This window comes from Paenibacillus sp. FSL L8-0435 (assembly GCF_037965655.1).
Lineage (GTDB): Bacteria > Bacillota > Bacilli > Paenibacillales > Paenibacillaceae > Paenibacillus.
Genome location: NZ_CP150185.1, coordinates 3,311,270 through 3,335,158 on the forward strand (window position 1 = coordinate 3,311,270; position 23,889 = coordinate 3,335,158).

The 23,889-nt window shown below is 44.7% G+C and carries 20 protein-coding genes and 1 pseudogene; 14 read left to right on the plus strand and 7 right to left on the minus strand.

Annotated elements, in window-relative coordinates; translation table 11 throughout:
• Positions 1-117 precede the first annotated feature (117 nt).
• A complete protein-coding gene (locus NST33_RS14465; protein WP_339308437.1) occupies positions 118-1,260 on the plus strand; it encodes a DUF4309 domain-containing protein in 1,143 nt (380 codons plus the stop codon).
• Between the two features lie 96 nt (positions 1,261-1,356).
• Here the strand turns inward: NST33_RS14465 and NST33_RS14470 are convergent.
• Positions 1,357-2,537, minus strand: a pseudogene (locus NST33_RS14470) (IS3 family transposase).
• A gap of 126 nt (positions 2,538-2,663) precedes the next feature.
• On the minus strand, positions 2,664-3,632 hold the full coding sequence (locus NST33_RS14475) for a DMT family transporter (protein WP_339308439.1): 969 nt from the start codon (positions 3,630-3,632) through the stop codon (positions 2,664-2,666).
• 392 nt (positions 3,633-4,024) lie between these two features.
• Here NST33_RS14475 and NST33_RS14480 point away from each other — a divergent pair, with 392 nt between their 5' ends.
• From NST33_RS14480 to glyA, 9 genes are all read left to right on the plus strand, one after another.
• Complete coding sequence (locus NST33_RS14480) at positions 4,025-5,014, plus strand: LacI family DNA-binding transcriptional regulator (RefSeq protein ID WP_221821046.1); 990 nt, start codon at positions 4,025-4,027, stop codon at positions 5,012-5,014.
• Positions 5,007-5,885, plus strand: a complete 879-nt coding sequence (gene rbsK / locus NST33_RS14485; protein WP_339308441.1) for a ribokinase — start codon at positions 5,007-5,009, stop codon at positions 5,883-5,885. The genes NST33_RS14480 and rbsK overlap by 8 nt, the downstream gene beginning before the upstream one ends.
• On the plus strand, positions 5,885-6,286 hold the full coding sequence (gene rbsD, locus NST33_RS14490) for a D-ribose pyranase (protein ID WP_339308443.1): 402 nt from the start codon (positions 5,885-5,887) through the stop codon (positions 6,284-6,286). Before rbsK ends, rbsD begins: the two co-directional genes overlap by 1 nt.
• Before the next feature lie 14 nt (positions 6,287-6,300).
• Entirely contained in the window at positions 6,301-7,782 is a 1,482-nt protein-coding gene (locus NST33_RS14495; RefSeq protein WP_036615975.1) for a sugar ABC transporter ATP-binding protein, read from the plus strand.
• A 1-nt stretch (position 7,783) separates the two neighbouring features.
• Entirely contained in the window at positions 7,784-8,755 is a 972-nt protein-coding gene (rbsC, locus tag NST33_RS14500) for a ribose ABC transporter permease (RefSeq protein ID WP_036615973.1), read from the plus strand.
• Positions 8,756-8,769: 14 nt separating this feature from the next.
• Positions 8,770-9,702 carry a ribose ABC transporter substrate-binding protein RbsB gene (rbsB, locus tag NST33_RS14505; RefSeq protein WP_036615972.1) on the plus strand — a complete coding sequence of 311 codons (933 nt, stop codon included), beginning with the start codon at positions 8,770-8,772 and terminating at the stop codon, positions 9,700-9,702.
• A 323-nt stretch (positions 9,703-10,025) separates the two neighbouring features.
• Positions 10,026-10,769 carry a YggS family pyridoxal phosphate-dependent enzyme gene (locus NST33_RS14510; protein ID WP_339308445.1) on the plus strand — a complete coding sequence of 248 codons (744 nt, stop codon included), beginning with the start codon at positions 10,026-10,028 and terminating at the stop codon, positions 10,767-10,769.
• Between the two features lie 19 nt (positions 10,770-10,788).
• Positions 10,789-11,994, plus strand: a complete 1,206-nt coding sequence (locus tag NST33_RS14515; RefSeq protein ID WP_101313745.1) for a benzoate/H(+) symporter BenE family transporter — start codon at positions 10,789-10,791, stop codon at positions 11,992-11,994.
• Between the two features lie 25 nt (positions 11,995-12,019).
• Entirely contained in the window at positions 12,020-13,264 is a 1,245-nt protein-coding gene (gene glyA / locus NST33_RS14520; RefSeq protein WP_339308447.1) for a serine hydroxymethyltransferase, read from the plus strand.
• Positions 13,265-13,399: 135 nt separating this feature from the next.
• Here glyA and NST33_RS14525 read toward each other — a convergent pair whose 3' ends face one another.
• Positions 13,400-14,020: an SDR family oxidoreductase gene (locus NST33_RS14525; RefSeq protein ID WP_339308449.1), complete on the minus strand. Its 621-nt coding sequence runs from the start codon at positions 14,018-14,020 to the stop codon at positions 13,400-13,402.
• A 45-nt stretch (positions 14,021-14,065) separates the two neighbouring features.
• Positions 14,066-15,496 carry a PLP-dependent aminotransferase family protein gene (locus NST33_RS14530; protein ID WP_221821060.1) on the minus strand — a complete coding sequence of 477 codons (1,431 nt, stop codon included), beginning with the start codon at positions 15,494-15,496 and terminating at the stop codon, positions 14,066-14,068.
• Between the two features lie 285 nt (positions 15,497-15,781).
• On the opposite strand from NST33_RS14530, the gene NST33_RS14535 reads away from it, so the two are divergent.
• The 4 genes from NST33_RS14535 (at position 15,782) to NST33_RS14550 (ending at position 20,875) form a co-directional block, all read left to right on the plus strand.
• Entirely contained in the window at positions 15,782-17,887 is a 2,106-nt protein-coding gene (locus NST33_RS14535; protein WP_221821062.1) for a serine hydrolase domain-containing protein, read from the plus strand.
• A 343-nt stretch (positions 17,888-18,230) separates the two neighbouring features.
• The gene (locus NST33_RS14540; protein ID WP_221821064.1) at positions 18,231-19,676 is read left to right on the plus strand and encodes an amino acid ABC transporter substrate-binding protein/permease; all 1,446 of its coding nucleotides are present in this window, start codon (positions 18,231-18,233) and stop codon (positions 19,674-19,676) included.
• Positions 19,669-20,397 carry an amino acid ABC transporter ATP-binding protein gene (locus NST33_RS14545; protein WP_221821066.1) on the plus strand — a complete coding sequence of 243 codons (729 nt, stop codon included), beginning with the start codon at positions 19,669-19,671 and terminating at the stop codon, positions 20,395-20,397. Before NST33_RS14540 ends, NST33_RS14545 begins: the two co-directional genes overlap by 8 nt.
• 121 nt (positions 20,398-20,518) lie before the next feature.
• The gene (locus tag NST33_RS14550) at positions 20,519-20,875 is read left to right on the plus strand and encodes a hypothetical protein (RefSeq protein ID WP_221821067.1); all 357 of its coding nucleotides are present in this window, start codon (positions 20,519-20,521) and stop codon (positions 20,873-20,875) included.
• Between the two features lie 87 nt (positions 20,876-20,962).
• Here the strand turns inward: NST33_RS14550 and NST33_RS14555 are convergent, their stop codons facing one another.
• From NST33_RS14555 to NST33_RS14565, 3 genes are all read right to left on the minus strand, one after another.
• On the minus strand, positions 20,963-22,243 hold the full coding sequence (locus tag NST33_RS14555) for a glycoside hydrolase family 27 protein (protein ID WP_339308452.1): 1,281 nt from the start codon (positions 22,241-22,243) through the stop codon (positions 20,963-20,965).
• A gap of 108 nt (positions 22,244-22,351) precedes the next feature.
• On the minus strand, positions 22,352-23,233 hold the full coding sequence (locus NST33_RS14560) for an AraC family transcriptional regulator (protein ID WP_339308454.1): 882 nt from the start codon (positions 23,231-23,233) through the stop codon (positions 22,352-22,354).
• A gap of 27 nt (positions 23,234-23,260) precedes the next feature.
• Positions 23,261-23,872 carry a TetR/AcrR family transcriptional regulator gene (locus NST33_RS14565; RefSeq protein WP_221821072.1) on the minus strand — a complete coding sequence of 204 codons (612 nt, stop codon included), beginning with the start codon at positions 23,870-23,872 and terminating at the stop codon, positions 23,261-23,263.
• Positions 23,873-23,889: the final 17 nt, after the last annotated feature.

The window sequence follows — 23,889 nt, forward strand, 5'->3', positions numbered from 1 at the left end:
TAGTTTGATCAAGGTTACACGCTAGCAAGTACCTGTTTGATTGTTGAGATTGTACACGACTTAAAATTAGAAAAGAACTGTTAGATTTTTATTTTTTTACTCAAAGGAGATTCAATCATGATACACCCTAAACACAACGCAAAATGGGCTTCTCTGGCCCTACTGACTTTAATCGGCTATGTTCTGAGCGCATTGCTTATGCTACCACTCAATGCTGCTGCCAAAGGAGAGCAAATCTCAGCCAAAGAGCTCCAAAGTATGAGTCGGCTTTCATTTACGCTTCGTGATGCCAAGCAAACGGCTTATACCGTTTATATTTTCGCTTATGATGAACAGAAGACCACGCTGACCGAAGAAAATGGTTGGACCAACAATAAAAAAGGCGACAAGAGTTATTCAGGCACGTATCGTGCAGCCTTGCTGAAAAAAGGTGCAGCATACGGAACTGTTCAGGCAGCAAAATTGGATCTGAATACGATTATTTTGCCTCAAACCTGGAACTTCGTTGTGAAAAGCAAAGAGGCCAGTACACCAGACATGCTGATGATCACCGATTGGGGAACTTCTAATTTTAATGAGGTGAAAACGTATATTGTTCGTTCCGGGGAATTGCGCCGTGTAACATATGTCGATAATAAGGGGAAAAAAATCGACGATTCCTACTCTGCAAGCAGAGATGATGGAATCCGTACTCTTTCAGGTGCCCGAGTACAGTTCAAAAATTACAACAACCTTCAATTTGTCTATGGAGTTGATACGTTTAAGCTGAATGTGAACAAATTGGAATTGCGGTTGGAAGATACGCGTAACCTCCGTTCAAAAGCTTGGCCGAACTCGGGTGTTGGTGATCGCGCTTACCTGAAAAGCCTGAAGGAAGCCGCTTTAAAGGGCGTGTTGCCAGGTCGAACGGACGTTAAGATTGGCATGACGCTTCAAAATGCGCAGAAAAAACTTGGGAAACCAACCTCTCGTTCAAACGAGGAATGGGGAGCGTTCTATTATTATTCTAAATTCGGCGTCGGGTTTGATTCATACATGCACGAGCTTACCAACAAATCACGTATTGCCGTTTTTGATTTGTACAATGAAAAGCAAAATCTTTCACCATGGAATGTGAAAATATGGATGGGGAAACCTTCCTCAGAATACTACAATGAAGTCGTTGGTGGTTATGAGATGGTATACCAATTAGGTAATCACGCCATTGTATTTAACTATGAGGAAGAAGAGGACTTGATTGACTTTACGAGTATATATTAAGGTATGACACAGAAGAAACAAAAGTATATCGTATACGAACTTACAAAAAAAGCCGCTGATTGGTCTTACCCCTGTCAAGTAGACAGATGAAAAAAGCTATGCTGCCAGCGCGCATCGATATTCAATCGGTGCGCGCTGTTTGAGTTTGGCTTGAAATCGTCGGTAGTTGTAATGGTACATGTAATCTTCCACGGCTTGTCGAATCTCTGCTTCTGAATTACACTGGTTAAGGTACAGCTTCTCTGTCTTGAGATGCGAAAAGAAGGATTCGATGCATGCGTTATCCAGGCAGGTTGCTTTGCGAGAGTGGCTGCCCTTCACGCCGAATGCTTCTAATCGTGTGTTGTACGCCTGAGACGTGTATTGGAAGCCTTGATCCGAATGGAGCACGGCTTCCGAAACGTCTCTTTTTTGTGTCCATTGTTCCACCGTATCCAATACGAGCTGAACATCGTTCCGTTTAGATAATTGCCAAGCTACAATTTCGTTGTTGAACAAGTCTTGAATGACAGACAGATAAACGAATGTGTTTCCATCCGAAATATAAGTAATATCCGTCACCATTTTTTGCTGGGGTGCTGTGGCATGAAATTTGCGCTTCAGGCGATTCGGATAAATCACAGATGGCGTATAGCTGGACTTCTTCCGCTTCTTACGAATGACCGATTGGATCGATAGTTCCCGCATGATTCGCCATACTTTCTTGTGATTAACGTTCAGACCAGCCTCCCAGAGCGCCGTTGTCATGCGAGGATAACCAAACTCTCGGTTTGCAAAATGAATAGCCATCATGTGTTCTATGATCTCACGATCACGGTCTTGTCTTGCGTCTCGCTGCGGCTGTGTTGCTCGCCATTTGTAATAACTGGAACGGGGTATTCCTGTAATCGATAATAGGCGTGTAATGCTATGCGAGCAGCGCAATTCGTCTATGATATCGTAGTTCTCCCGTTGGCTCAGCGCTTCTCCTTTACTAGATTTGGATACCGCTTTTTTAAATAATCCACCTGTGCTTGAAGGTAGTCACGTTCTTCTTCTACACTGCTAAAGGCAGTACGGGGACGTCCTTTCATTGGATTCGGAACATTGTTTTTTCGCTCATCGAACGCTTCCCCGTTTTTCCACTTTTTCACCCACACCTTCAGTTGTGAACAGTTTCGAATTCCTTCGCGTTCAGCTACCACTTTATAACTTGAAGACCCTTCGACATAGGATCTAACCGCATTCAATTTAAATTCTTCGGTATACGTCTGAAATGTTTGTCCTTTTTTTGCCATAAAAATATCCCCTCCAAGTGTCACTTGAACCCTCATGATAACATGAAGGTTTTTTCAAGTGTCTACTTAAAGGGGATAATACCATGATTAGCGGCTTTTTGTTATCCATGGAAGTGGACGCGTAGTCTATTTCATTGGAGTGTTATTAGAGCTTTGCACAGAACGTACACGATTGACCAAATAAATGCCGACCGATACAAACAACAATGCAGCCAGATTCTTCAGTTCCAGAATCGTTTCCCCCAGGAATAATGCTGATAATAAAGCTCCAAACACAGGGATTAGAAAGTTATAAACAGACACTCTTCCGACCTTGTTGTACTTGAGAAGCATATTCCATAGACAAAATGCGACGGATGACAGTAAGGCCAAGTAGATCAAGTTACTGGTGGATTCCAAGGTGAAATGAGTAACCCGACCGCCGAGTGATAGACCTAACAGCGTAAGTACCAGTCCCCCAACCAACAGGCTGACGCCTGTTATGATCAGAACATCGATCGTAGCGGTGAGACGTTTTGCATAGAGGGCTGTAACGGAAAAAACAAGTGCTGCTATAATCACGAACCCTTCACCTGTGAATGAAAAGGAAAAAGCAAGCAGATCCGTATGGAAGTTTACGATGATTACGCCAACGAATCCGAGCAAGCAGCCAACGATTTTATTTCTGCTTAATTTGTCGTTTTTATAGATGAAATGGGCCAGAACAACACTGAAAAAGGTTGTCGTTGCGTTCATAATGGAGCCTTTGACACCCGTCGTATTGGCTACGCCAACGTAGAAAAACATATATTGCAAACCGGTTTGCAATATACCTAACATGATGAGACCTGTCCACTGAGGTCTGGTTAATTGGAGCTTCTGTTTTCTAACGATACGAGACAGGAGCAAGAGCAGCAAGCCCGCCAGTGTAAATCGATATCCTGCAAATACATACTTGGAAGCAATATCTTCCGGCAGAATGTTAAATGCGATATATCCAAGTTTGATGGATGGGTACGCACTTCCCCATAATAAGCAACACAGGCTTGCCACGAGCATGACAAAAATGGGATCACTAAATTTACTCGGTTTCTCAAGGGTATTTCTCTCTATCACTTTCGATCTTCTCCTCACATTTCATGCACATATGTATGTATGAATCTATTAATATCCTCCCTGACCATATCACATATCGCCAATGTTTTGTAATGAAAATTAATGATATTCCCGGTAGGAAAAAAAAATGAAGCCTTTGCGCAATATTTCATAGGAGATTGCTGATTTTTATGTTGATCTGGGTGCCATCGCTCTGAGTTTTAATCGAGTGGTGGCTTCTTTACGTCTATGAAGTATCGACCTCCCTTACAGGTGAAATCTATGATATAGATGGATTCCACTGCACATTCATATATACTTGGAGAAATTTCCAGATTGAAAACGCTTGTCAAACAGAAAAGAATATGATAATTTAATGTCTGTAACCGGTTACACATAGAGGAGAGCAACTTATGACAACAATTAAAGATGTAGCTCAACTGGCTGGCGTATCTGTTGCCACCGTATCCAGGGTCATTAACGATAGAGGTTATGTTCATGCGGACACACGCAAGAAAGTGGAAGATGCCGTGAAGGCACTTAACTTTTCGCCGAATGAAGTGGCCCGCTCATTATATAAGCGCAAGTCCAAACTGATTGGCCTGTTGTTGCCGGATATCGCCAACCCTTACTTTCCACAATTGGCCCGCGGCGTAGAGGACCGGATGCAGGAACAGGATTACAGACTGATATTCGGAAATAGTGATGAGGATGAACGGAAGGAGCAGGATTACATCCAGACGTTTATCCAGAACAACGTGGTCGGTGTGATCTCTTCAACGAACTATCCTCATTCTTCAATATATGAAAAACTGAAGATTCCCGTTGTGTTTCTGGATAGAACATCATTGGATCGTCCATCCGTGTATGCGGATGGCAGGGAAGGTGGAAGACTAGCTGCAAGGGAGATCATCAAACGCGGCAGTCGCCGGATCACAGTTATGCAGGGACCGTCACAGATCAGACCCGCTCAAGATCGTTTTGAAGGAGCGATTGAAGTCATCCGTGATGCTGGGTTAGACTACAAGGTAATCCAGACGACCTCATTTTCAATTAACGAGGCAGGTGTATGGGCTGAAGAATTATTCAGAAAGTATGCGGACACAGACGGGGTCATTGCCAGCAACGACATCGCAGCCATGGCCGTACTGCATGAGGCATCACGAATCGGAAGAAAGGTTCCTGATGACGTACAAGTGATTGGTTTCGATGACATTCCGATGAGCAGACTGTTATCGCCGGCATTGTCCACCATCCATCAGCCAGCATACGAGATGGGAAGAGAAGCGGCGGGATTACTTATCCAGCTTGTGGAACAAGCTGCAATAGAGAATAAAAACATACAGTTGCCCGTAAGCTTCATCGAACGGGGCACTACGAGAAAGGTGAGATCAGATGGCTAAAATATGTGTAATAGGAAGCAGTTCGATGGATCTGGTTGTTACTTCGTCAAGACGGCCGGGAGCGGGGGAAACCGTTCTTGGCGATAGCTTCAAAACGGTTCCTGGTGGCAAAGGAGCCAATCAGGCTGTTGCTGCTGCACGACTGGGTGCCGAGGTTGCGATGATCGGCCGGGTAGGCGACGATGTTTTTGGCAAAGATATTTTAGAGAACTTTAGAACAAATGCTGTAAATACGCAAAATGTGAAACCGGTTACACATTTAGAAAGTGGAACGGCTCATATCATTCTGGCAGAAGGTGATAATAGTATCGTAGTGGTTGAAGCGGCCAATCGAGAAGTCACTCCTGCATATGTCGATGAAGCAGCTGAAGTGATCCGCGATGCAGATATCGTACTAATTCAGCAGGAAATTCCGGAGGAAACGGTTGTGCATGTAAGTACATTATGTGCAGAATTCGGAACACCGCTGCTGCTTAATCCCGCACCGGCGAGAACATTACCGCAAGAAGTGATCGACAATGCAGCATATATCACGCCGAACGAGCATGAATGCGAGATTTTATTTCAGGGTATGAGTCCTGCACAGGCGTTGCGTCAATATCCAAACAAGTTGTTCATCACGGAGGGCAGTAAAGGTGTACGTTACTTTGATGGTACTGAGGAAATTTTAGTCCCAACTTATAAAGTTGAGGCTGTCGATACTACTGGGGCAGGGGATACGTTCAACGCCGCATTTGCAGTTGCTTTGGCTGAAGGAAAAGCATTGCAAGAGAGTATACGCTTCGCCAATCGGGCTGCATCGTTGTCCGTCACCAAGTTCGGAGCGCAGGGCGGCATGCCGACGCGTGATGAAGTAGAGGAGAGCTTGTAATGAAAAGAAATGGCATGTTGAATAGTCACATTTCCAAGATTTTGTCTGACTTGGGCCATACGGACATGATTGCGATTGCGGATGCAGGTCTGCCGGTACCGGACGGGGTAGTCAAAATCGATCTGGCTCTCAAACTGGGAACACCAAGTTTTCGCGAAGTGGTGGAAGCGATCACTGAAGATATGATCATTGAGAAAGTCATTGTGGCTGAAGAGATTTGCGAAGGCAATCCCGTAGCTATGCAATTCATCACAGAGAAATTCGGGGTAGAAGCAATTGATGCTTCCGTCAGCCATGAACAATTCAAAGCATTAACTCGGCAGGTGAAAGCGGTCATCCGCACAGGTGAAGCCACACCCTATGCCAATTGCATTTTACAATCGGGAGTCCATTTCGGTTAAAAGGAGGTTGCGTAATGCACATTCAGATGCAAGACATTCATAAAGCGTTTGGAACGAATCAGGTGCTGAGCGGAGTGGATTTTGAACTAAAGGATGGTGAAGTTCATGCCCTGATGGGGGAGAATGGAGCCGGCAAATCCACACTGATGAATATTCTGATTGGTCTTCATCAGCGTGATCAGGGAACCATTACCATAGACGGAGAAGAAAACTATTTTGCAAGTCCGAAGGAAGCCGAGAAACTGGGTCTCACATTCATACATCAGGAGCTGAATGTATGGCCTGAAATGACGGTGCTGGATAATCTCTTTATTGGTAAGGAACTGACATCATCGTTCGGATTGCTCAATACAAGACAAATGAAAGCGCTTGCCAAAGAACAGTTCGCCAAGCTTTCCGTAGACATACCACTGGAACGTCCTGCGGGAGAGTGCTCTGTCGGGCAGCAACAGATGATCGAGATTGCCAAAGCGCTAATGACAGATGCCAAGGTCATCATTATGGATGAGCCAACAGCAGCACTTACGGAGCGTGAGATCCAGAAGCTGTTTGGTGTAATCAGCTCGCTGAAGAAGGAAGGCGTATCCATCGTCTATATTTCTCACCGAATGGAGGAGATATTCACGATCTGTGACCGGATTACCATCATGCGTGACGGAAGAACGGTAGACACACAAGCTATTCCGCAGACAAGCTTTGATGAAGTGGTGCGGAAAATGGTAGGTCGTGAACTTACCGAGCGTTATCCTGTCCGGAATCCTTCTTATGGTGAAGTTGTCCTCGAAGTAAGGAATGCAAGTAGCAAAGGTCTATTCGAGAATATTAACTTCACCGTGAGAGCGGGGGAAATACTCGGTTTTTCAGGACTGATGGGTTCTGGACGAACAGAGATCATGAGAACCATCTTTGGTTTGGATACGTTGGATAGCGGTGAAATCTTCATCCGCGGCAAAAAAGCGAACATTCGTAAACCGGCAGATGCAGTGAAACATGGAATCGGGTTTATTACAGAAGACCGCAAGGATGAAGGGCTGGTATTAGACTTCTCTATTCGCGAGAATATGGCGTTGCCAAATCTGTTCAGTTTCTCAAGCAAAGGTTTCATCTCAACTTCAAAAGAACAAGACTTCGTAGATACACTGATTAAACGTCTACAGATCAAAACGCAATCCTCCGAGACGGCGGCAAGGAATCTATCCGGGGGTAACCAGCAGAAGGTGGTTATCGCGAAATGGGTTGGTATCGGACCAAGCGTACTTATCCTGGATGAACCTACCCGCGGAGTGGATGTCGGGGCGAAGCGCGAAATCTATGAATTGATGAATGAACTGACTGACCGCGGCGTTGCAATCATCATGGTATCGTCGGAGCTGCCTGAAGTGCTTGGCATGAGCGACCGGATCGCGGTTGTGCATGAGGGACACATCAGTGGCGAGGTTGCAAGGGAAGTAGCAACACAAGAACACATTATGACATTGGCCACAGGGGGACAGTGATATGACAACAATGCAGGAAAACAAAACGGCTAAAAGCGGATTCCGTTTCTCAAACGTGATACAAAAATTGGGACCGCTGCTTGGCTTAATCATTCTTATTCTCATCGTATCGGTGTTGAATCCAAGTTTCTTGGAACCGCTCAATATCTTGAATTTATTGCGTCAAGTCTCGATTAATGCGCTGATTGCCTTTGGTATGACGTTTGTTATCCTGACGGGTGGAATTGATCTGTCGGTCGGCTCAATCCTGGCTTTATCCAGTGCTTTTGTAGCAAACATGATGTTGTCTGGTCTCGATCCGATCTTGTCCATCATTATTGGTGTAGCACTCGGTGGTGTCATGGGTATGGTGAACGGACTGATGATTACCAAAGGTAAAATGGCTCCGTTTATCGCTACATTGGCTACCATGACCATATTCAGGGGACTGACATTGGTGTACACCAATGGTAATCCAATTACAGGGCTCGGGGATAACCTGTTGTTCCAACTGTTTGGCCGCGGTTACCTGCTGGGCATTCCGGTACCTGCAATCACGATGCTGATTACCTTCATGATTCTGTGGATTGTTTTGCATAAAACGGCTTTTGGTCGTAAAACGTACGCCATCGGCGGTAATGAGAAAGCTTCCATTATCTCGGGTATCAAAGTTAATCGCGTGAAAATTATGATCTACTCCCTGACAGGTATGCTCGCTGCTCTGGCAGGTGCAATTCTGACATCGCGTTTGAATTCAGCGCAACCAACGGCAGGTACATCCTACGAGCTGGATGCAATCGCAGCAGTTGTATTGGGTGGTACAAGTCTTGCTGGAGGACGCGGACGCATCGTTGGTACACTGATCGGTGTTCTGATTATCGGCGTGTTGAATAATGGATTGAACTTGCTTGAAGTAAACTCATTTTATCAAATGGTTGTAAAAGGTATCGTCATTGCCATTGCCGTCCTGCTGGACCGCAAAAAAACAGCATAAGGAGAGAAGCGAATATGAAAAAGTGGACTGTAACACTCATAAGTATGCTGATGATCATCGTTCTGGCCGGGTGCTCTCTGGAGCCACCGGAATGGGCGAAACCTAACCCAAACAAAAGTAACGGACAGAAGAAAATAGGTTTGTCGATATCTACACTAAACAATCCATTCTTTGTATCACTGAAGGATGGGGTCATGGCTGAAGCCAAAAAACAGGGAATACAGGTCATCGTGGTGGATGCGCAGAACGATTCGGCCAAACAAACCAATGATGTGGATGATCTCATTCAGCAAGGTGTTAGTGCACTTCTGATTAACCCCGCGGACTCTGCAGCGATCTCCACAGCGGTTCAATCCGCTAATAGTGTGGGCATTCCTGTGATCACGCTGGATCGCTCCGCAGATAAAGGCGAAGTGGCGGCACTAGTGGCATCTGATAACGTTAAAGGTGGACGCATGGCAGCTGAATATTTTGTGGAACAACTGGGTGAGGGAGCAAAAGTCATTGAACTTGAAGGTGTGCCTGGTGCTTCCGCAACAAGAGAACGGGGTAAAGGTTTCCATGAAGTGGCTGACAAGCAACTTGATGTGGTTTCCAAACAATCTGCTGATTTTGATCGGTCCAAAGGATTAAATGTCATGGAGAACTTGCTACAGGGTAATCCTGACGTGCAAGCGGTATTTGCCCATAATGACGAGATGGCACTTGGTGCAATTGAAGCGATTCAAAGCTCAGGTAAAGACATTCCGGTCATCGGATTCGATGGTAATGATGATGCAATCAAATCCATTCAGGATGGGAAATTGACGGCAACAGTCGCTCAGCAGCCTATACTGATTGGCCAACTGGCGCTGCAAGCAGCTCTGGATGTGCTCAGTGGCAAGCAGGTGGAGTCATCGATTCCCGCTGAATTGAAGCTGGTAACGAAGGAAAATGTGAATGAGTAAATCATCATAAAACATGTATCTTCTTGGACATGAACATAGAACTAAACCAAGCCGCTAATTTAGCGGCTTTTTCATTTTGGAAGAAGCGTGCGGGCATCACATCAATCAGATTATTGACTTTTTAAAAGCATATTAAAGGTGCCCCAATTGTATTAATATCCACTTTGTCTTTTTGGAGTGCTCCAAAAGAGCATTTTTGGATATGTATATCCAATCCATCCGTTGCTATACTAGCATGACGTTCTACACAGTCTTCACAATACATAAGGAGGAGCTAATCTCATTGATTCATTCCTGTTCGGAATAGAAAGAAGGTGGCTGACATGAAACATCTAGTAGAAGAAAATCTTCAAGCTGTAAGACAGCAAATGGCATTGGCCTGCCAGGCTTCAGGTCGCAACATAGAGGACATCAAGTTGTTGCTCGCGACCAAAACGGTACCGCTAGAGAAATTACAAATAGCTATTCAAGCAGGTGAGGTCTTGTTTGGAGAAAACAAAGCTCAAGAACTCCGAGACAAATTCCCACTCATGGAACAAAGCAAGCAGGTGGAATGGCATTTTATCGGACATCTGCAAACAAATAAAGTAAAGGACGTAGTTAAATATGTTACTCTCATCCATTCCGTAGATCGTCTGAAACTGGGTCAAGCGTTACATAACCAGCTTCTCAAAGAGAATAAGAGCTTAGACATTCTTGTGCAAATTAATACGTCCTACGAAGAAAGTAAATTTGGTGCCTCTCCAGAAACAGCCGTTGAGCTTGTAGAACAGTTGTCTCAATTCGAGACATTAAACGTGAAAGGTTTAATGACCATTGGAAAACTGAATGCGACAAACGAAGAAACACGACATTGTTTTCGATTGTTAAACCAGATCCGTACACAGATTAAAGAGAAAAATATTCCACGCGTAGAAATGGATATTTTATCGATGGGTATGTCTGGTGACTTCCAAGTCGCCATTGAAGAAGGAGCTACAATGATACGTGTAGGGACAAGTGTATTTGGTCAACGCTATTTACCGGACGAGTATTACTGGAATGAAAACACACGCATCGATGATTAAGTGAGAGGTAGTGTTAAATATGAAGACAGCATCCCCTTCGTTACGTGGCCGTGATTTGATATCGCCGGTGATCGCCGCTTTAATATCCGTAATTGTTAATTACGGGGGTACGTTTATCCTTGTTTTTCAAGCTGCAAAAGTCGCTGGTTTAAGCCCGGAAATGACCGCTTCCTGGATTTGGTCCATCTCGATTGGGGTAGGAGTAACAGGAATTTGGCTCAGTTATCGATATAAGGAACCGATTATTACAGCCTGGTCTACACCGGGTGTGGCGTTTCTCGTTTCAGCATTAGCGGTAACCCCTTATCCAGAAGCTATTGGCGCTTACATGATTTCAGCAGTCGGATTTATTATTTTAGGTTTGTCAGGCATGTTTGAACGTTTCGTTCGACTTATTCCCCCAGGCATCGCCTCCGGATTGTTAGCTGGTATTTTGCTACAGTTTGGTATTTCGGCCTTTGGAGGGGCGAAGGTAGATCCTTTGCTTGTGATTGTACTGTTTGCAGGCTATATCGTGCTAAGAAGGTTTACTTCCCGTTACGCCATTGTTGGCATATTGGCAATCGGTTTGATTTATTTGATATGCATGGGGAAAACAGACTTCAGTACAATCCAATTGGCTGTAGCATCGCCTGTATTTGTTGTTCCAGCGTTTTCGTTAAACGCCTTACTTGGCGTTGCGCTACCGCTGTTCATTATTACCTTGACAGGGCAGTATATGCCCGGAATGCTTGTTCTGCGTAATGATGGATTCAAGACAAGTGCCAATCCTATTTTAGCTGTAACAGGTTTGGGTTCGCTTCTTGCAGCCCCATTCGGATCACATGCTTTTAATGTGGCAGCTATTACAGCAGCGATTTGTACAGGAAAGGATGCACATGAGGATTCAACCAAACGTTATATTGCAGGTATTGCTTGTGGTGTTTTTTATATTTTTGTCGGCATTTTTGGCGTAACATTGGCTGCTCTGTTTTTGATTCTTCCTGCTACCTTTATTGCAACATTAGCGGGATTAGCCTTACTTGGAACGATCGGTGGCAGTCTTGCCAATGCATTAACGGACCCTAAGGGACGTGAAACTGCATTGATTACGTTTTTGGCGACAGCAGCGAATGTGACTTTGCTTGGTGTGGGTGGTGCATTTTGGGGACTGTTTGCAGGAATGATGGCACATCTACTGATGAATAGTAAATTTCCCAAAAAACAACTTGGAACGAATAAATAACCGTAATATTGAGAGGAAGATGTTCATGAAACATTTGGAGAAGCAAGATAAAGTAATAGGAATGGCTGTCCAGCAAGAGCTTGGAAGGCAGCGGGATAAGATAGAACTGATTGCATCAGAGAATTTTGTAAGTCAAGCTGTGATGGAAGCAACAGGTTCGGTATTGACCAATAAATATGCGGAGGGGTATCCGGGCAGAAGATATTATGGCGGGTGTGAGCATGTCGATACAGTCGAAGAGATAGCAAATAGCCGCCTTAAAGCACTTTTTGGCGCTGAACATGCGAATGTGCAGCCTCACTCCGGTTCTCAGGCCAACATGGCAGTATATTTTGCCTCGGTTGAGGTTGGGGACACAATACTTGGCATGAATCTATCCCAGGGTGGTCATCTAACCCACGGAAGTACTGTTAATTTTTCAGGTAGGTTTTACAATTTTGTTTCATATGGTGTCGATGCACAGACGGGCCGCATTGACTTTGACGAAGTACGTAAACTTGCTTATAAGTATCGTCCACGCATGATTGTTGCAGGTGGAAGTGCATACCCGCGGACCATTGAGTTTGAATTATTTGCCCAGATTGCCGCCGAAGTGGGAGCTCTTTTCTTTGTAGATATGGCGCATATAGCAGGAATTGTTGCGGCAGGTTTGCATCCTAACCCGGTACCACATGCCCATTTTGTTTCAACCACCACACACAAGACCTTACGAGGACCACGAGGGGGAGCCATTTTGTGCCGGGAGTCCTGGGCAAAGGCGATAGACAAAGCTGTATTCCCGGGGACTCAGGGCGGGCCATTCATGCACGTTATCGCGGGGAAAGCGGTGGCATTAGGCGAGGCATTGCAGTCCGAGTTCACAACATATATTGAAGGTGTTCTGAATAACGCCAACGTATTGGCAGAAACTTTAATGAATGAAGGACTTACCCTTGTATCGGGAGGAACAGATAATCATATCGTGTTGGTTGACTTACGAACTATGGGCCTTACAGGCAAAGAAGCCGAAGCTTTACTGGATGAAGTAGGGATTACGGCGAATAAAAATGCAATCCCTCACGATACGGCAAGTCCTTTGGTTACAAGCGGTATTCGTTTTGGAACTCCGGCTATGACTTCAAGAGGGCTTGGAGCCAGGGAAATGAAAGAAATCGCTCAGCTGATAGGGCTTGCTTTTAAAAATCCAAAAAACTCGGATGTGAAAAATCAAATATTAGGTAGTGTCCGTGAAATCACTTCGCAATTTCCTCTATATGAAGGGCTTAAATAGCTCAACAGCAGACACAAATAGAGCCTGCAATTGTTCCTAATGGATAACAATTGCAGGCTCGTAATGTGCTTGTTTATATTGAAACTTACTTTTTTGAACGAAGAGATATACCTTAATTGAGATTTAGGAGACGCCCTAGTAGGATATACCTACACGAGACTGTACATACTCATCAGACATTAATTGCTGATAAGCAAACTCCGCAGTATCGATTACAGATATAGAAGTTCCACCGTCAGGCAAATAGTCGCGCTCAACCCGGTACTTACCAAGAGATTCTCCATCAAATAAGTAGGTAGGACACACGATGGTCCATTCTAACTCTGAAGCCTTCAGAATGTTGTACATCTCCAGATGCTCTTCAGCTGCTCGCGTGGACTTACGTTTGGACTCAGGGGATTGAAAACGAAGCAAGCCAGGATCCGTTCGACTTTCCAATATTCCTGCTGTACCAACGGTAATGATTCTTTTGATACGCTCCTGAGCCATAGCCTCAACAATATGTCCCATGGATTGCGATAATGTAGTTGTTCCATCGGTACTTAAGGAACTAACAACGAGATCCACACCCTGTATGGCGTGATGAATATCCTCTTTGACTAAAGCGTTTCCTTGATGTAGAACGAAATTGTCATCGTTGATTTGTACCTTTTCCGGGCTTCTAACCAGTGCAGTTACATGATGATTGGAACGTAGGGCATTAGAGACGAAATGACTTCCAACCCGTCCGGTGGCTCCTAACAGTAAAATTTTCATTACAAAAAACATCCTTTCGAATCCGATTGGAGCGCATGTTCTCCATCATAATACAATCTTTGCAAGCCGATGTATGCCTTCCTCAATCTGCTCCTCATCCACTTTTGCAAAACCTAATATCCATCCTTTTCGATGACTCTCCAAGCAATATCTACTAAGCGGATACACGCGTACACCTTGATCAAGGGCAGCATTCGTCAGCGCTTCTTCGTCAAATGACGTTTCAGATTCTAGAAGCATATGTAATCCCGTTTCCACACCACTTAATGTAAATCGTGAGCCTAGCCCAGAAGCAACAATGGCTTTGGTCATGACTTCGTGTCTGCGTCGATATATGTTCCGAACTCTTCTCATATGGCGCATAAAATGACCACGCTCAATAAAATGAGTTAGCGTTAATTGTTCCATAATCGGCAGATGACGATAGGTTAATTCATGAACTTGGGTAAGGCGATCGATGGCTATTTTGGGACCGATGATAGCCGATAGACGAATACCAGGTGCAACCATTTTGGAAAAACTCATCATATAAAGCGTATTCTGAGGTTGCTGACTGAATATAGTTGGAAGCGGATCTCCACGGTACCTAAATTCGCTATCGTAATCATCCTCAACAATCCAATATCGATGATGAGCTGCCAAGTGCATCAATTGTTGCCTGCGAGGCTCCGACATAATAACGCCAACTGCGCATTGATGAGAAGGTGTGACAAATACGAGTTTTGTCTGTGGGTGAATATGATCTACACATAATCCATACTCATCGACTGGAACGGGATCGACTTGCATCCGGCGGTATTTCATCGCCATCCAAGCAGCAGGGAAGCCGGGATCTTCTACGGAAACTCTGTCTCCCTCACTTAAAAGTGCCTGGGCAATTAAATCAATGCTATGTTGTGCACCTGAGGTTAACAAGATTTGATCAACATCGATATGAATGCCTCGTTCAAGTGACAAATAACGCTGAATCTGTTCTCTTAACGCCAGTAAACCTCTGGCATCGCCATAAGCCCAAAGATCCAGATTGGGTTCAGTGGAAGCTTGCAAAAAGGATTGCCTCCAGGCTTTTGTAAAACTCTCATCTAAATAAGGCTCGTGGGGATTAAAATCAATTTCTATTTTGCGATTGTCCCTATTGCCAAACCAACTATGCAGATGACCAATCGATTCGTTCAGTGCAGGCAGTTCGGGCGGAATAGGCCCTTGCATCGTGACGCCTTCTGATGAACGAGGTACATATGTCCAATCACTAACCCTTGTCCCGGCCCGACGGGAAGTTACCGTATACCCTCGACTGAATAATTCCTCGTACACAATCTGTATGGTTGACCGTGAAACACCAATTAATTGAGCAAGTTCGCGTGAGGGGAGTAGCAATTCGCCTGGTTGCCATTTCCCGGTTGTGATATTATGAATCGCTTGATCCAAAAGTTGCTGCCAGATCGGGCGATGGTCATTCCGATTAACTTTTAGCATTGCTTCAACTCCATTACTCATGCTGAATTATGGTTTGCATTTATTTATGTACTTAGTCATGTTATTGGCACTCCATTGATTGATATACCATTATAGCAAAAGTTTAATTTGCAAACAAAACAAAGCTGTACTACAGCGATTTTTACTGTGTGTCCAACCTATTTGGGTTGATCCTGCTTGGTTCATACTCGATTCATATTCAAGCCACAGACAGTTCATCTTCTTCGGTTACACTACGGGAGTACGAACACAGAGATTCCTAATCCATAGACTAGACAGGAGAAGATGAGATTGACACGAAAGAAACGAACGTCTATCGCCGCCATAACTTTGGTGTTTGCAATGATGTCCCCAATGTCGGCGATGGCCACACCCGCTACCAGTAACGGTAGTAGCCCTACGTATGATCTAACTAAAAAGGCAGTAAGCGCAAAGGCCAAGGTACTCACTGAATCATACGCTACGACAAGTGTGCAGTACGCACTGATGGATGAGGGCGAGATTGTGATCTCCGGTCAGGCAGGCAAAAATGATCTGAAAAACAATATTCCCCTTTCTTCAGACACCATGTATGGCATAGGTTCAACCAGCAAGATGATGCTCACAACCGCCGTAATGAAGCTAGTGGACCAAGGCAAAATCGATCTTGATGAGCCTGTCGTGAAGTATATTTCAGATTTTAAAATGAAAGACAAGCGTTACCAACAGATTACACCACGTATGCTACTGAATCATTCATCCGGACTTCTCGGAACGTCAAGTAACAGTGCAATACTGTTTGGAGATAATGATACCTATGCGCATGATACGTTACTGGAACAATTGGCGACGCAACATCTGAAAGCCGATCCTGGCGCATACTCGGTGTATAGTAATGACGGTTTTACATTAGCTGAAATTTTGGTTGAGCGGGTCAGCGGCATGAGCTTCACAACTTTCATGCACCGGTACATAACCGAACCTCTTGGTATGGCGCATACCAAAACACCGCAAGATATTGTGGACTTTAGCCAGATGGCAGCAACATACGCCCCTTCGCATGAGGAACAACTCCCGTTAGAGACTACAAATATGATTGCCTCGGGAGGCATCTATTCCACCGCTGAAGATCTGGTTCAGTTCTCGAAAATCTTTACAGGTGAGGTTGAAGGTGTTCTTTCGGAGGAGTCCGTAGAGGCCATGGAGCAAGAAGAATACAAGAGAGGCATGTGGCCGGAAGAAGGCGATTCGTCTATTGGTTACGGCCTCGGCTGGGACAGCGTGAACTTGTTTCCTTTTAATGATTACGGCATCCAGGCAGTAAGCAAAGGTGGCAATACAATAACCTATCATTCCTCCTTAATTGTGTTACCGGATTATAATATGGCTGCTGCCGTAACCTCTTCGGGTGGTCATAGCTCAACGGATCAATTGCTGGCAACTGAGCTGTTGCTTGGTGCGCTTGAGGAGAAGAATATCATTCCTGAGCGTAAACCGGAGAAGTCACATGATGCACCAGTGAAAACAAACATGCCGAAGGAACTTACACAGCACACAGGCATGTACGCGGGTGGGGCAAACATGTTAATGAAGATGGACGTAACAGATGATGGGCAATTAACGCTATCTAATCTGTCGTCTCCTAACAGTCCTGATCAGACCTATACGTACAACGCTGATGGCTCATTTGTTAATGATGCGGCTACGGAAAAGCTGAAGTTCGTTCAGGAAATCAACGGGAACACATATTTGTGGTCTCGCTCGTATCAGTCTGTTCCTGGGCTTGGGCAAGTTGCTTCCTCTGAATATAAGGCAGAAAAGCTTGAAACCAATGAATTGTCGGAAGAAGTAAAGGCCGCATGGCTGAAACGGGAAGGCAAAGCCTACGTGTTGGTCAATGAAAAATACACATCAACACTGTACAACGCAGCGATGCCGATGATTCCCATTCATACTTTTAATGAGCTACCGGGTTATGTCTACACGAATAAAATCGTTGGAGCTAACCAAGCTGTGAACCAATTGCAAATTCCTGGATTAGCAGGCCGTGACACGATGGAGTTTAATTTCTATGAGGAAAATGGCGTGGAATATGTTACAGCTGGAGGCAACGTTTATGCTGCTCAAGACGTCATCAAACCGATCTATGCAGGAAAACAATCGAAGACAACGATTCAGGCAAATGGTCATGCCACATGGTATTCGATTCCAGCATCAGCTGCAGGTAAGAAAATGAAGGTCAAGATGTCTGCAAACAGCGCATTTGCTGTATATAACCAAGCTGGCATAGGCATTAATCATACAGTGGTCAGTGGACAAAACGAAATTGTGTTGCCTGAGAACGGAACTATTGTATTCGCGGGTGAAGCTGGTTCGAAGTTCGAGATTGTATTGACAACCAGAGCAAATTAATAGATTATAAAAAACTGTACAATAAAAAGTCGCGGAAATCGCGGCTTTTTTTGAGTCTTAAATTTTAAATAATACGTTTTAAAGTAAATGTACCTTTTTTCAGATTCACAATGTAATATTGGGTTTCGCGAAGCTTACCTAAAGGGTAAGTATTAAAAGGGCTTTTACTGGTTGGAAAAAATGATGGAGGAAAATGTTGCAAGTGGAGAGGCAAAGCATTGATTGTTAATATACAGTAAATAATAACAATCAAATGGGCAGAAGATCGACAAAAAGCATAACCGTAATACCGATTCCAAAGAAAATAATGATTATTCGGACAATACCGAGACGGGGAGGACACATGAAAACAACGAAGATCTCATTTTTTATACTTTCACTGATGCTGCTCCTGGTGAGCGGTCTATCAGGATGGGTAGGGAACGCTGCTGCAGCCTCCGATTCCGGTAAAACCTATGTTATCGGAACTGATGTCACATTTGCTCCATTCGAATATGAAGATGAGAATGGTGATTTTGTTGGTATCGACATGGATTTGCTGGATGCCATCGCCAAAGATCAAAATTTCAAATATCAAATCAAATCCCTGGGATTTAACGCAGCTGTACAGGCACTTGAGGCGAATCAAGTCGATGGTGTAATCGCAGGGATGAGTATTACGGATGAGCGAAAAGCAAAATTTGACTTCTCAGAGCCATATTATGATTCAGGCGTTGTTATGGGGATTAGTTCCAATAATGATACCATTAAAAGTTACGAAGATCTTCGTGGTAAAAAGGTGGCTGTAAAAACGGGAACAGAAGGGTACAGCTTTGCTGAGTCCATCGCCTCAAAATATGGCTTTACCGTTGTCCCATTCGATGAATCATATCAAATGTATGATGATGTGAAGACCGGTAATTCGGTGGCCTGTTTTGAAGATGAACCCGTTCTAAGGTATGGGGTAAAGCAGAATAATGGTTTAAAAATCGTTACTGCCAAAGAAGACGGGGCTTCCTACGGATTTGCGGTAAGTAAGGGTAAAAATCAGGAACTCCTGGAGATGTTCAATGCTGGTCTTGTGAATATCAAAGCTAACGGTGAGTACAAGCGCATTATCGAAGAATATGTTGGAGAGAATGCCCAAGTCGCAAATCTGGGGCGTTGGGAACTAATTCAGAAATCTCTTCCTGCACTTTTTAAAGGTCTGGGAAAAACACTTTTATACACGATTGTGTCCCTGTTCTTCGCGTTTATCATCGGTCTGATTTTCGGATTTATGAAGGTGGGACAGAACAAATTCCTTCGTGGTGTTGCCACCGTATTTGTGGATATCTTCCGCGGTATTCCGCTGATTGTCCTGGCATTCTTTATCTATTTCGGGATTCCACAGGCGATGGGCTTCACGATGCCATTGTTCCTGGCGGCCATTCTGACACTTAGTCTGAATGCAGGGGCGTACGTAACCGAGATTATCCGAGGCGGGATTCAATCGATTGATCGTGGTCAGATGGAAGCTGCCCGTTCATTGGGCCTTCCTTATCGCAAAGCGATGATAAAGATCGTTATTCCGCAGGCGGTACGTGTTATGATTCCTTCTTTCATTAACCAGATGGTTATCACGTTGAAGGATACGTCAATCTTGTCCGTTATTGGTCTCGTAGAGTTGACACAATCGGGTAAAATTGTTATTGCAAGAACGTTCTCCTCTTTTGACATTTGGTTAACGGTTGCGGTTATGTATCTGATTGTTATCATCACATTGACCAAAATTGCTGATTATCTGGAGGTGAAGGTTCGTCGTGGCTAAAATAAAAGTTGAAGGTTTGAAGAAAAGTTTCGGCTCGAATCAGGTCCTAAAGGGAATTGATGTGGCGGTCAACGAAGGAGAAGTTGTCTGTGTCATCGGGCCTTCCGGTTCGGGAAAAAGTACATTCTTGCGCTGTATCAACCAATTGGAAGATATCACAGCTGGTCGAGTTATTGTAGATAATCAGGATCTCAATGATCCTAAAACCAACATTAATAAAGCGCGTGAAAATATTGGCATGGTATTTCAACATTTTAACTTATTCCCTCATTTTAACGTATTGAAAAATATAATGTTTGCGCCAAGAGAATTAGGGGTTTTAAACGCAGAAGAGGCTCGAAAAACAGGTCTTAGCCTTCTGGATCGTGTCGGGTTGTCTGATAAAGCGGCTAGTTTTCCCAGTCAACTCTCGGGGGGGCAAAAACAACGGGTTGCTATCGCTCGTGCGCTTGCTATGAACCCGGATGTGATGTTATTTGATGAACCGACTTCGGCGCTTGACCCAGAGATGGTAGGCGAAGTTCTGGGTGTAATGAAAGATCTTGCGAGCGAGGGTATGACGATGATCATTGTTACCCATGAGATGGGTTTTGCCCGTGAAGTAGCTGATCGTGTGATCTTCATGGACGGGGGTTATATTGTCGAGCAGGGCACTCCTGAAGAGATATTTGGAAATCCGAAGAATGAACGGACGATCAGCTTTTTGGAGAAGGTACTCTAGAACTGAATCGAGAATGAACACATTAAAAGTCGCTATTTGAGCGGCTTTTTTTGTTATATTTATGAGGTGATTTAATAGAAAGTCCGATCAAACTAAGCCTAGAAAGCGAGGTCAGTACTCCATGGGAAATGTGTCACAAGAAGATCAACTGCAATCCATCAAAGCTTTTCAATCAACCATCCGAAAATCGGAAAATGCCTTAGTGAATATGACTCAGAAAAGTAATAACACGACATTGCTACAGAAACGTCTCCAAGCTCTATACATCGGCCTAGCAGTTCTGGAAAAACACTGGAACCAGAAGCCTCATCAATACTCCAAGGAAGATATAACAGAAGCCGGCCTTGTCTTGATTGGATTGTTTCCATCCCTTGAGAACATGTATGCCAAGTCCAAAGAAGGTAGCCCGCAAAAGACTCTTCTGGAAAGAAGAATTAAAGCATTTCATCTGGCCGTTCAAGCCATGGATACATACTGAAATGCTTATGCAATGCATTTTTAATGACTTGAAATGAGAGAGAGGTCTGTCTAATGAACGACAGACCTCTCTTTTTCTTTGGCAAGCCTAGGAAAACTGATAGAGACGCACACCATGCGCAGGTACAGTAGTAACTAAGGAATTCTCTGTTAATTGAGCTGCTTCTTGGCTCCACAATTCGGTGCCTTCGGTAATGCTGGACAATCCAACCTCATCAATGGACAGATCCACAGGTAGAGTTTTCTCACCGATGTTAAATACAGCGACGTAAGAGGAGCCATCCGCATGCTGGGCAGTCCACACAATAAGATCGTCTTTGCGTAAGGCTTCTCTGGCTCCGTAACTCTCGCGATGCATTCGCAGAACCTCACGATTGGTCAACAGGGATAGTGTCCAGTCATCGTTATCTCGCAGTTCACCACCAAAGATGAGCGGGGAACGGAAGATGCTCCACAGTGACATCATCGTCAACTGCTCGTCAGGTGTGAACCGAGTCCAGCGATCTGCTCCACCACCGTCCACAGAACGGATACCGATATGACCCAAAGGCAACATATCACAGTCTGGCCAGCAGCCTGCTTGGGGAACGCCCTGCCACGTCCGGCAGCGGTCGAACATATCCAATAACAGCGGCCACAGATCCCAGAAATCGTCCGTGACACGCCACATGTTGGCATGTTCAGCCAAGAATTCTGAGTATTCCACCGGAGCAGGGCCAGGAGAGAGACTTAGTACCATGGGCCGACCAGAGCGCTCAATCGCTTTGGATATCATTGCGATCTCTGGCTGATGGGTGTCATAGAGCCTTGAAGCAGCAATATCGTCTACCTTGACCAAGTCAACGCCCCATTGTGCATACAGTTCAAACAGCGAATCGTAGTAGTCCTGAGCACCTTCTTTTGAGCTATCGACACCATACATATCTGTATTCCACGGACAGATGGAATTCGGATGAGCAATATCGCGCGCAGTGGCGGTTGTGCCCAGGATCGGAGTAGCGGCATGTGCAGCTTGACGTGGAATACCGCGCATGATGTGAATGCCAAATTGCAGCCCAAGACTATGAACGTAGTCGGCTAATGGCTTAAATCCCTGTCCACCTGCAGCGGAGGGAAACCGATTCTCGGCAGGCATAAGCCGCGAATATTCATCCATGATGAGTGGAACGAACGGACGATATTGCGAAGAATTGGCCAAAGGCTCGTACCATTGAATGTCGACCGTAATGTAACTCCAGCCGAAGTCTTTAAGATGTTCTGCCATGTACTCGGCGTTGCCACGAATTTCGTCTTCCGTAACGGCCGCGCCGTAACAATCCCAGCTGTTCCAGCCAAGCGGTGGAGTTGATGCTGCAAGCGTATGATTCATGGGAATGCTCCTTTATGGATTAATTATTGCTCTCGCTCAATTCATCATAATAAAGGATTTTATTAATATCTACAGTAATGTTGAGTGTGGAATAGCAAAATATTGCGGTTAGTCGAAGAACAATTTACGGTACACAAGGCTTTCTCCGCCACTACGAAATTCACCTGGCGTAACGCCGGTTATGCTGCGAAAGGCTTTGATAAAATAACTTCCGCTGGAATACCCGACTTGCTCGGCGATGACTTCAATGCTAAGCGTAGTTCCGCGCAGCAGTTCCATTGCTTTTTCTGTACGTACACGAGTCAGATAAGCACCTGGGGTCAAACCTGTACTGGAGGAAAAGTGACGTATAAAGTGATATTTGGAAAGGGAAACATGCTCCGCAAGGTGATCGATACTGATCATTTTGGAGTAGTTGTTTTCTATGTATTCAACGGCTATTTGAATGTTTTCAGACCAATTCTCCCTGTTGCGCAATGTCGTTTTCTGTAATCGAGTCAACTCTGTCATGAACTGATATACGCTGGATGATGCGATCAGAGGATCAGTGATTCTGCCTGTTGCCGCATCTGTCACGATCATCCGCAACAGTCGAATGGGTGTACAATCAGCGGGTAAATAGGGAACTTCTCCAGCTTCCCGAAGGAACTTTCGCCAATGGGGCAGAATAAGAGTGGGCCTGAACAGCAGGAACAGAAACTCCCAAGGTTCTTTTGATGCTGAATGGTAGTAATAGCGATGAGCTCCCGGAATTTCGGCCAAAAAAGCTTGTCCTGCGCTAACATGATGAATGCGATTATTCGACTCAAACACACCTTCACCCGAGATTGTATATTGGAATAACAGGAGGGGCCCGTCCGAACGTTCGAGTCCATCCCAATGATAAGAAGGATCGGTTATTGAATCACATCCAGCCGCATACAGTACACATAGTTGGAGCTCCTTGTCTTCCGCGAATCGAAACCCATAGGTTCCTCTAGGGATATTCATATCAGCTCTCCTTGTTGCCCTGATGTTTTACTGCGCTCCGCGAATGAAAATATCTACTAGCTTTTGGCCCAATGAAAGATTGGAACCATATTTATGCAGGTTATCTTCCCGATTACCCATTAACATCAATGTCGAGAAGGTCTCTGCCAGGAAAAACGGATCGTCCGTCCGTATTCTGTTTTCATCCATTGCCCGTTGGAAATGGGAGGCTAACACTTCGTGAATCTGATGCTCGGCGTTGCGTATATCCTGAATTTGAGCTGGTTCAAGAAAAGGTTCAGCTTCTCTGAGCATGGTTTCAATCTCCGCATGTGGATTACCCAGTCTGGCCTCTGCCAGACGAACAAGCCCCGACTCCAGATTCTCGGCTTGATCAAGGATATGCGAGGTTAACCGGCTCACATTCTGTAACATTGTTGTAAAGGCAACCTTAAAAAGCTCTGGTTTGCTGGTGAAATGATAATAAATGGTTGGTTTCGACACGCTACATGTTTTGCCAATTTGCTGAAGCGTGACTGTTTCGTAGCCATACTCCATGAATAACTGTGAAGCAGTTTGAATAATGGTTTGCTGAATTGAGATATCGTCGTTGCCATGTTTGGGTCTTCCAGGCAATCGTTTGGGTGATTTTTCTGTCATTGAATTTCCCTCCATGA

Coding starts and splice junctions, on each gene's coding strand:
- NST33_RS14515 (WP_101313745.1), top strand. CDS start 10,789: ATGAAGACAGCATCCCCTTCGTTACGTGGCCGTGATTTGATATCGCCG.
- NST33_RS14510 (WP_339308445.1), top strand. CDS start 10,026: ATGAAACATCTAGTAGAAGAAAATCTTCAAGCTGTAAGACAGCAAATG.
- NST33_RS14530 (WP_221821060.1), bottom strand. CDS start 15,496: ATGCTAAAAGTTAATCGGAATGACCATCGCCCGATCTGGCAGCAACTT.
- NST33_RS14465 (WP_339308437.1), top strand. CDS start 118: ATGATACACCCTAAACACAACGCAAAATGGGCTTCTCTGGCCCTACTG.
- NST33_RS14565 (WP_221821072.1), bottom strand. CDS start 23,872: ATGACAGAAAAATCACCCAAACGATTGCCTGGAAGACCCAAACATGGC.
- NST33_RS14540 (WP_221821064.1), top strand. CDS start 18,231: ATGAAAACAACGAAGATCTCATTTTTTATACTTTCACTGATGCTGCTC.
- NST33_RS14525 (WP_339308449.1), bottom strand. CDS start 14,020: ATGAAAATTTTACTGTTAGGAGCCACCGGACGGGTTGGAAGTCATTTC.
- NST33_RS14550 (WP_221821067.1), top strand. CDS start 20,519: ATGGGAAATGTGTCACAAGAAGATCAACTGCAATCCATCAAAGCTTTT.
- rbsC (WP_036615973.1), top strand. CDS start 7,784: ATGACAACAATGCAGGAAAACAAAACGGCTAAAAGCGGATTCCGTTTC.
- NST33_RS14495 (WP_036615975.1), top strand. CDS start 6,301: ATGCACATTCAGATGCAAGACATTCATAAAGCGTTTGGAACGAATCAG.
- rbsB (WP_036615972.1), top strand. CDS start 8,770: ATGAAAAAGTGGACTGTAACACTCATAAGTATGCTGATGATCATCGTT.
- NST33_RS14555 (WP_339308452.1), bottom strand. CDS start 22,243: ATGAATCATACGCTTGCAGCATCAACTCCACCGCTTGGCTGGAACAGC.
- rbsD (WP_339308443.1), top strand. CDS start 5,885: ATGAAAAGAAATGGCATGTTGAATAGTCACATTTCCAAGATTTTGTCT.
- NST33_RS14560 (WP_339308454.1), bottom strand. CDS start 23,233: ATGAATATCCCTAGAGGAACCTATGGGTTTCGATTCGCGGAAGACAAG.
- glyA (WP_339308447.1), top strand. CDS start 12,020: ATGAAACATTTGGAGAAGCAAGATAAAGTAATAGGAATGGCTGTCCAG.
- NST33_RS14535 (WP_221821062.1), top strand. CDS start 15,782: ATGAGATTGACACGAAAGAAACGAACGTCTATCGCCGCCATAACTTTG.
- NST33_RS14480 (WP_221821046.1), top strand. CDS start 4,025: ATGACAACAATTAAAGATGTAGCTCAACTGGCTGGCGTATCTGTTGCC.
- rbsK (WP_339308441.1), top strand. CDS start 5,007: ATGGCTAAAATATGTGTAATAGGAAGCAGTTCGATGGATCTGGTTGTT.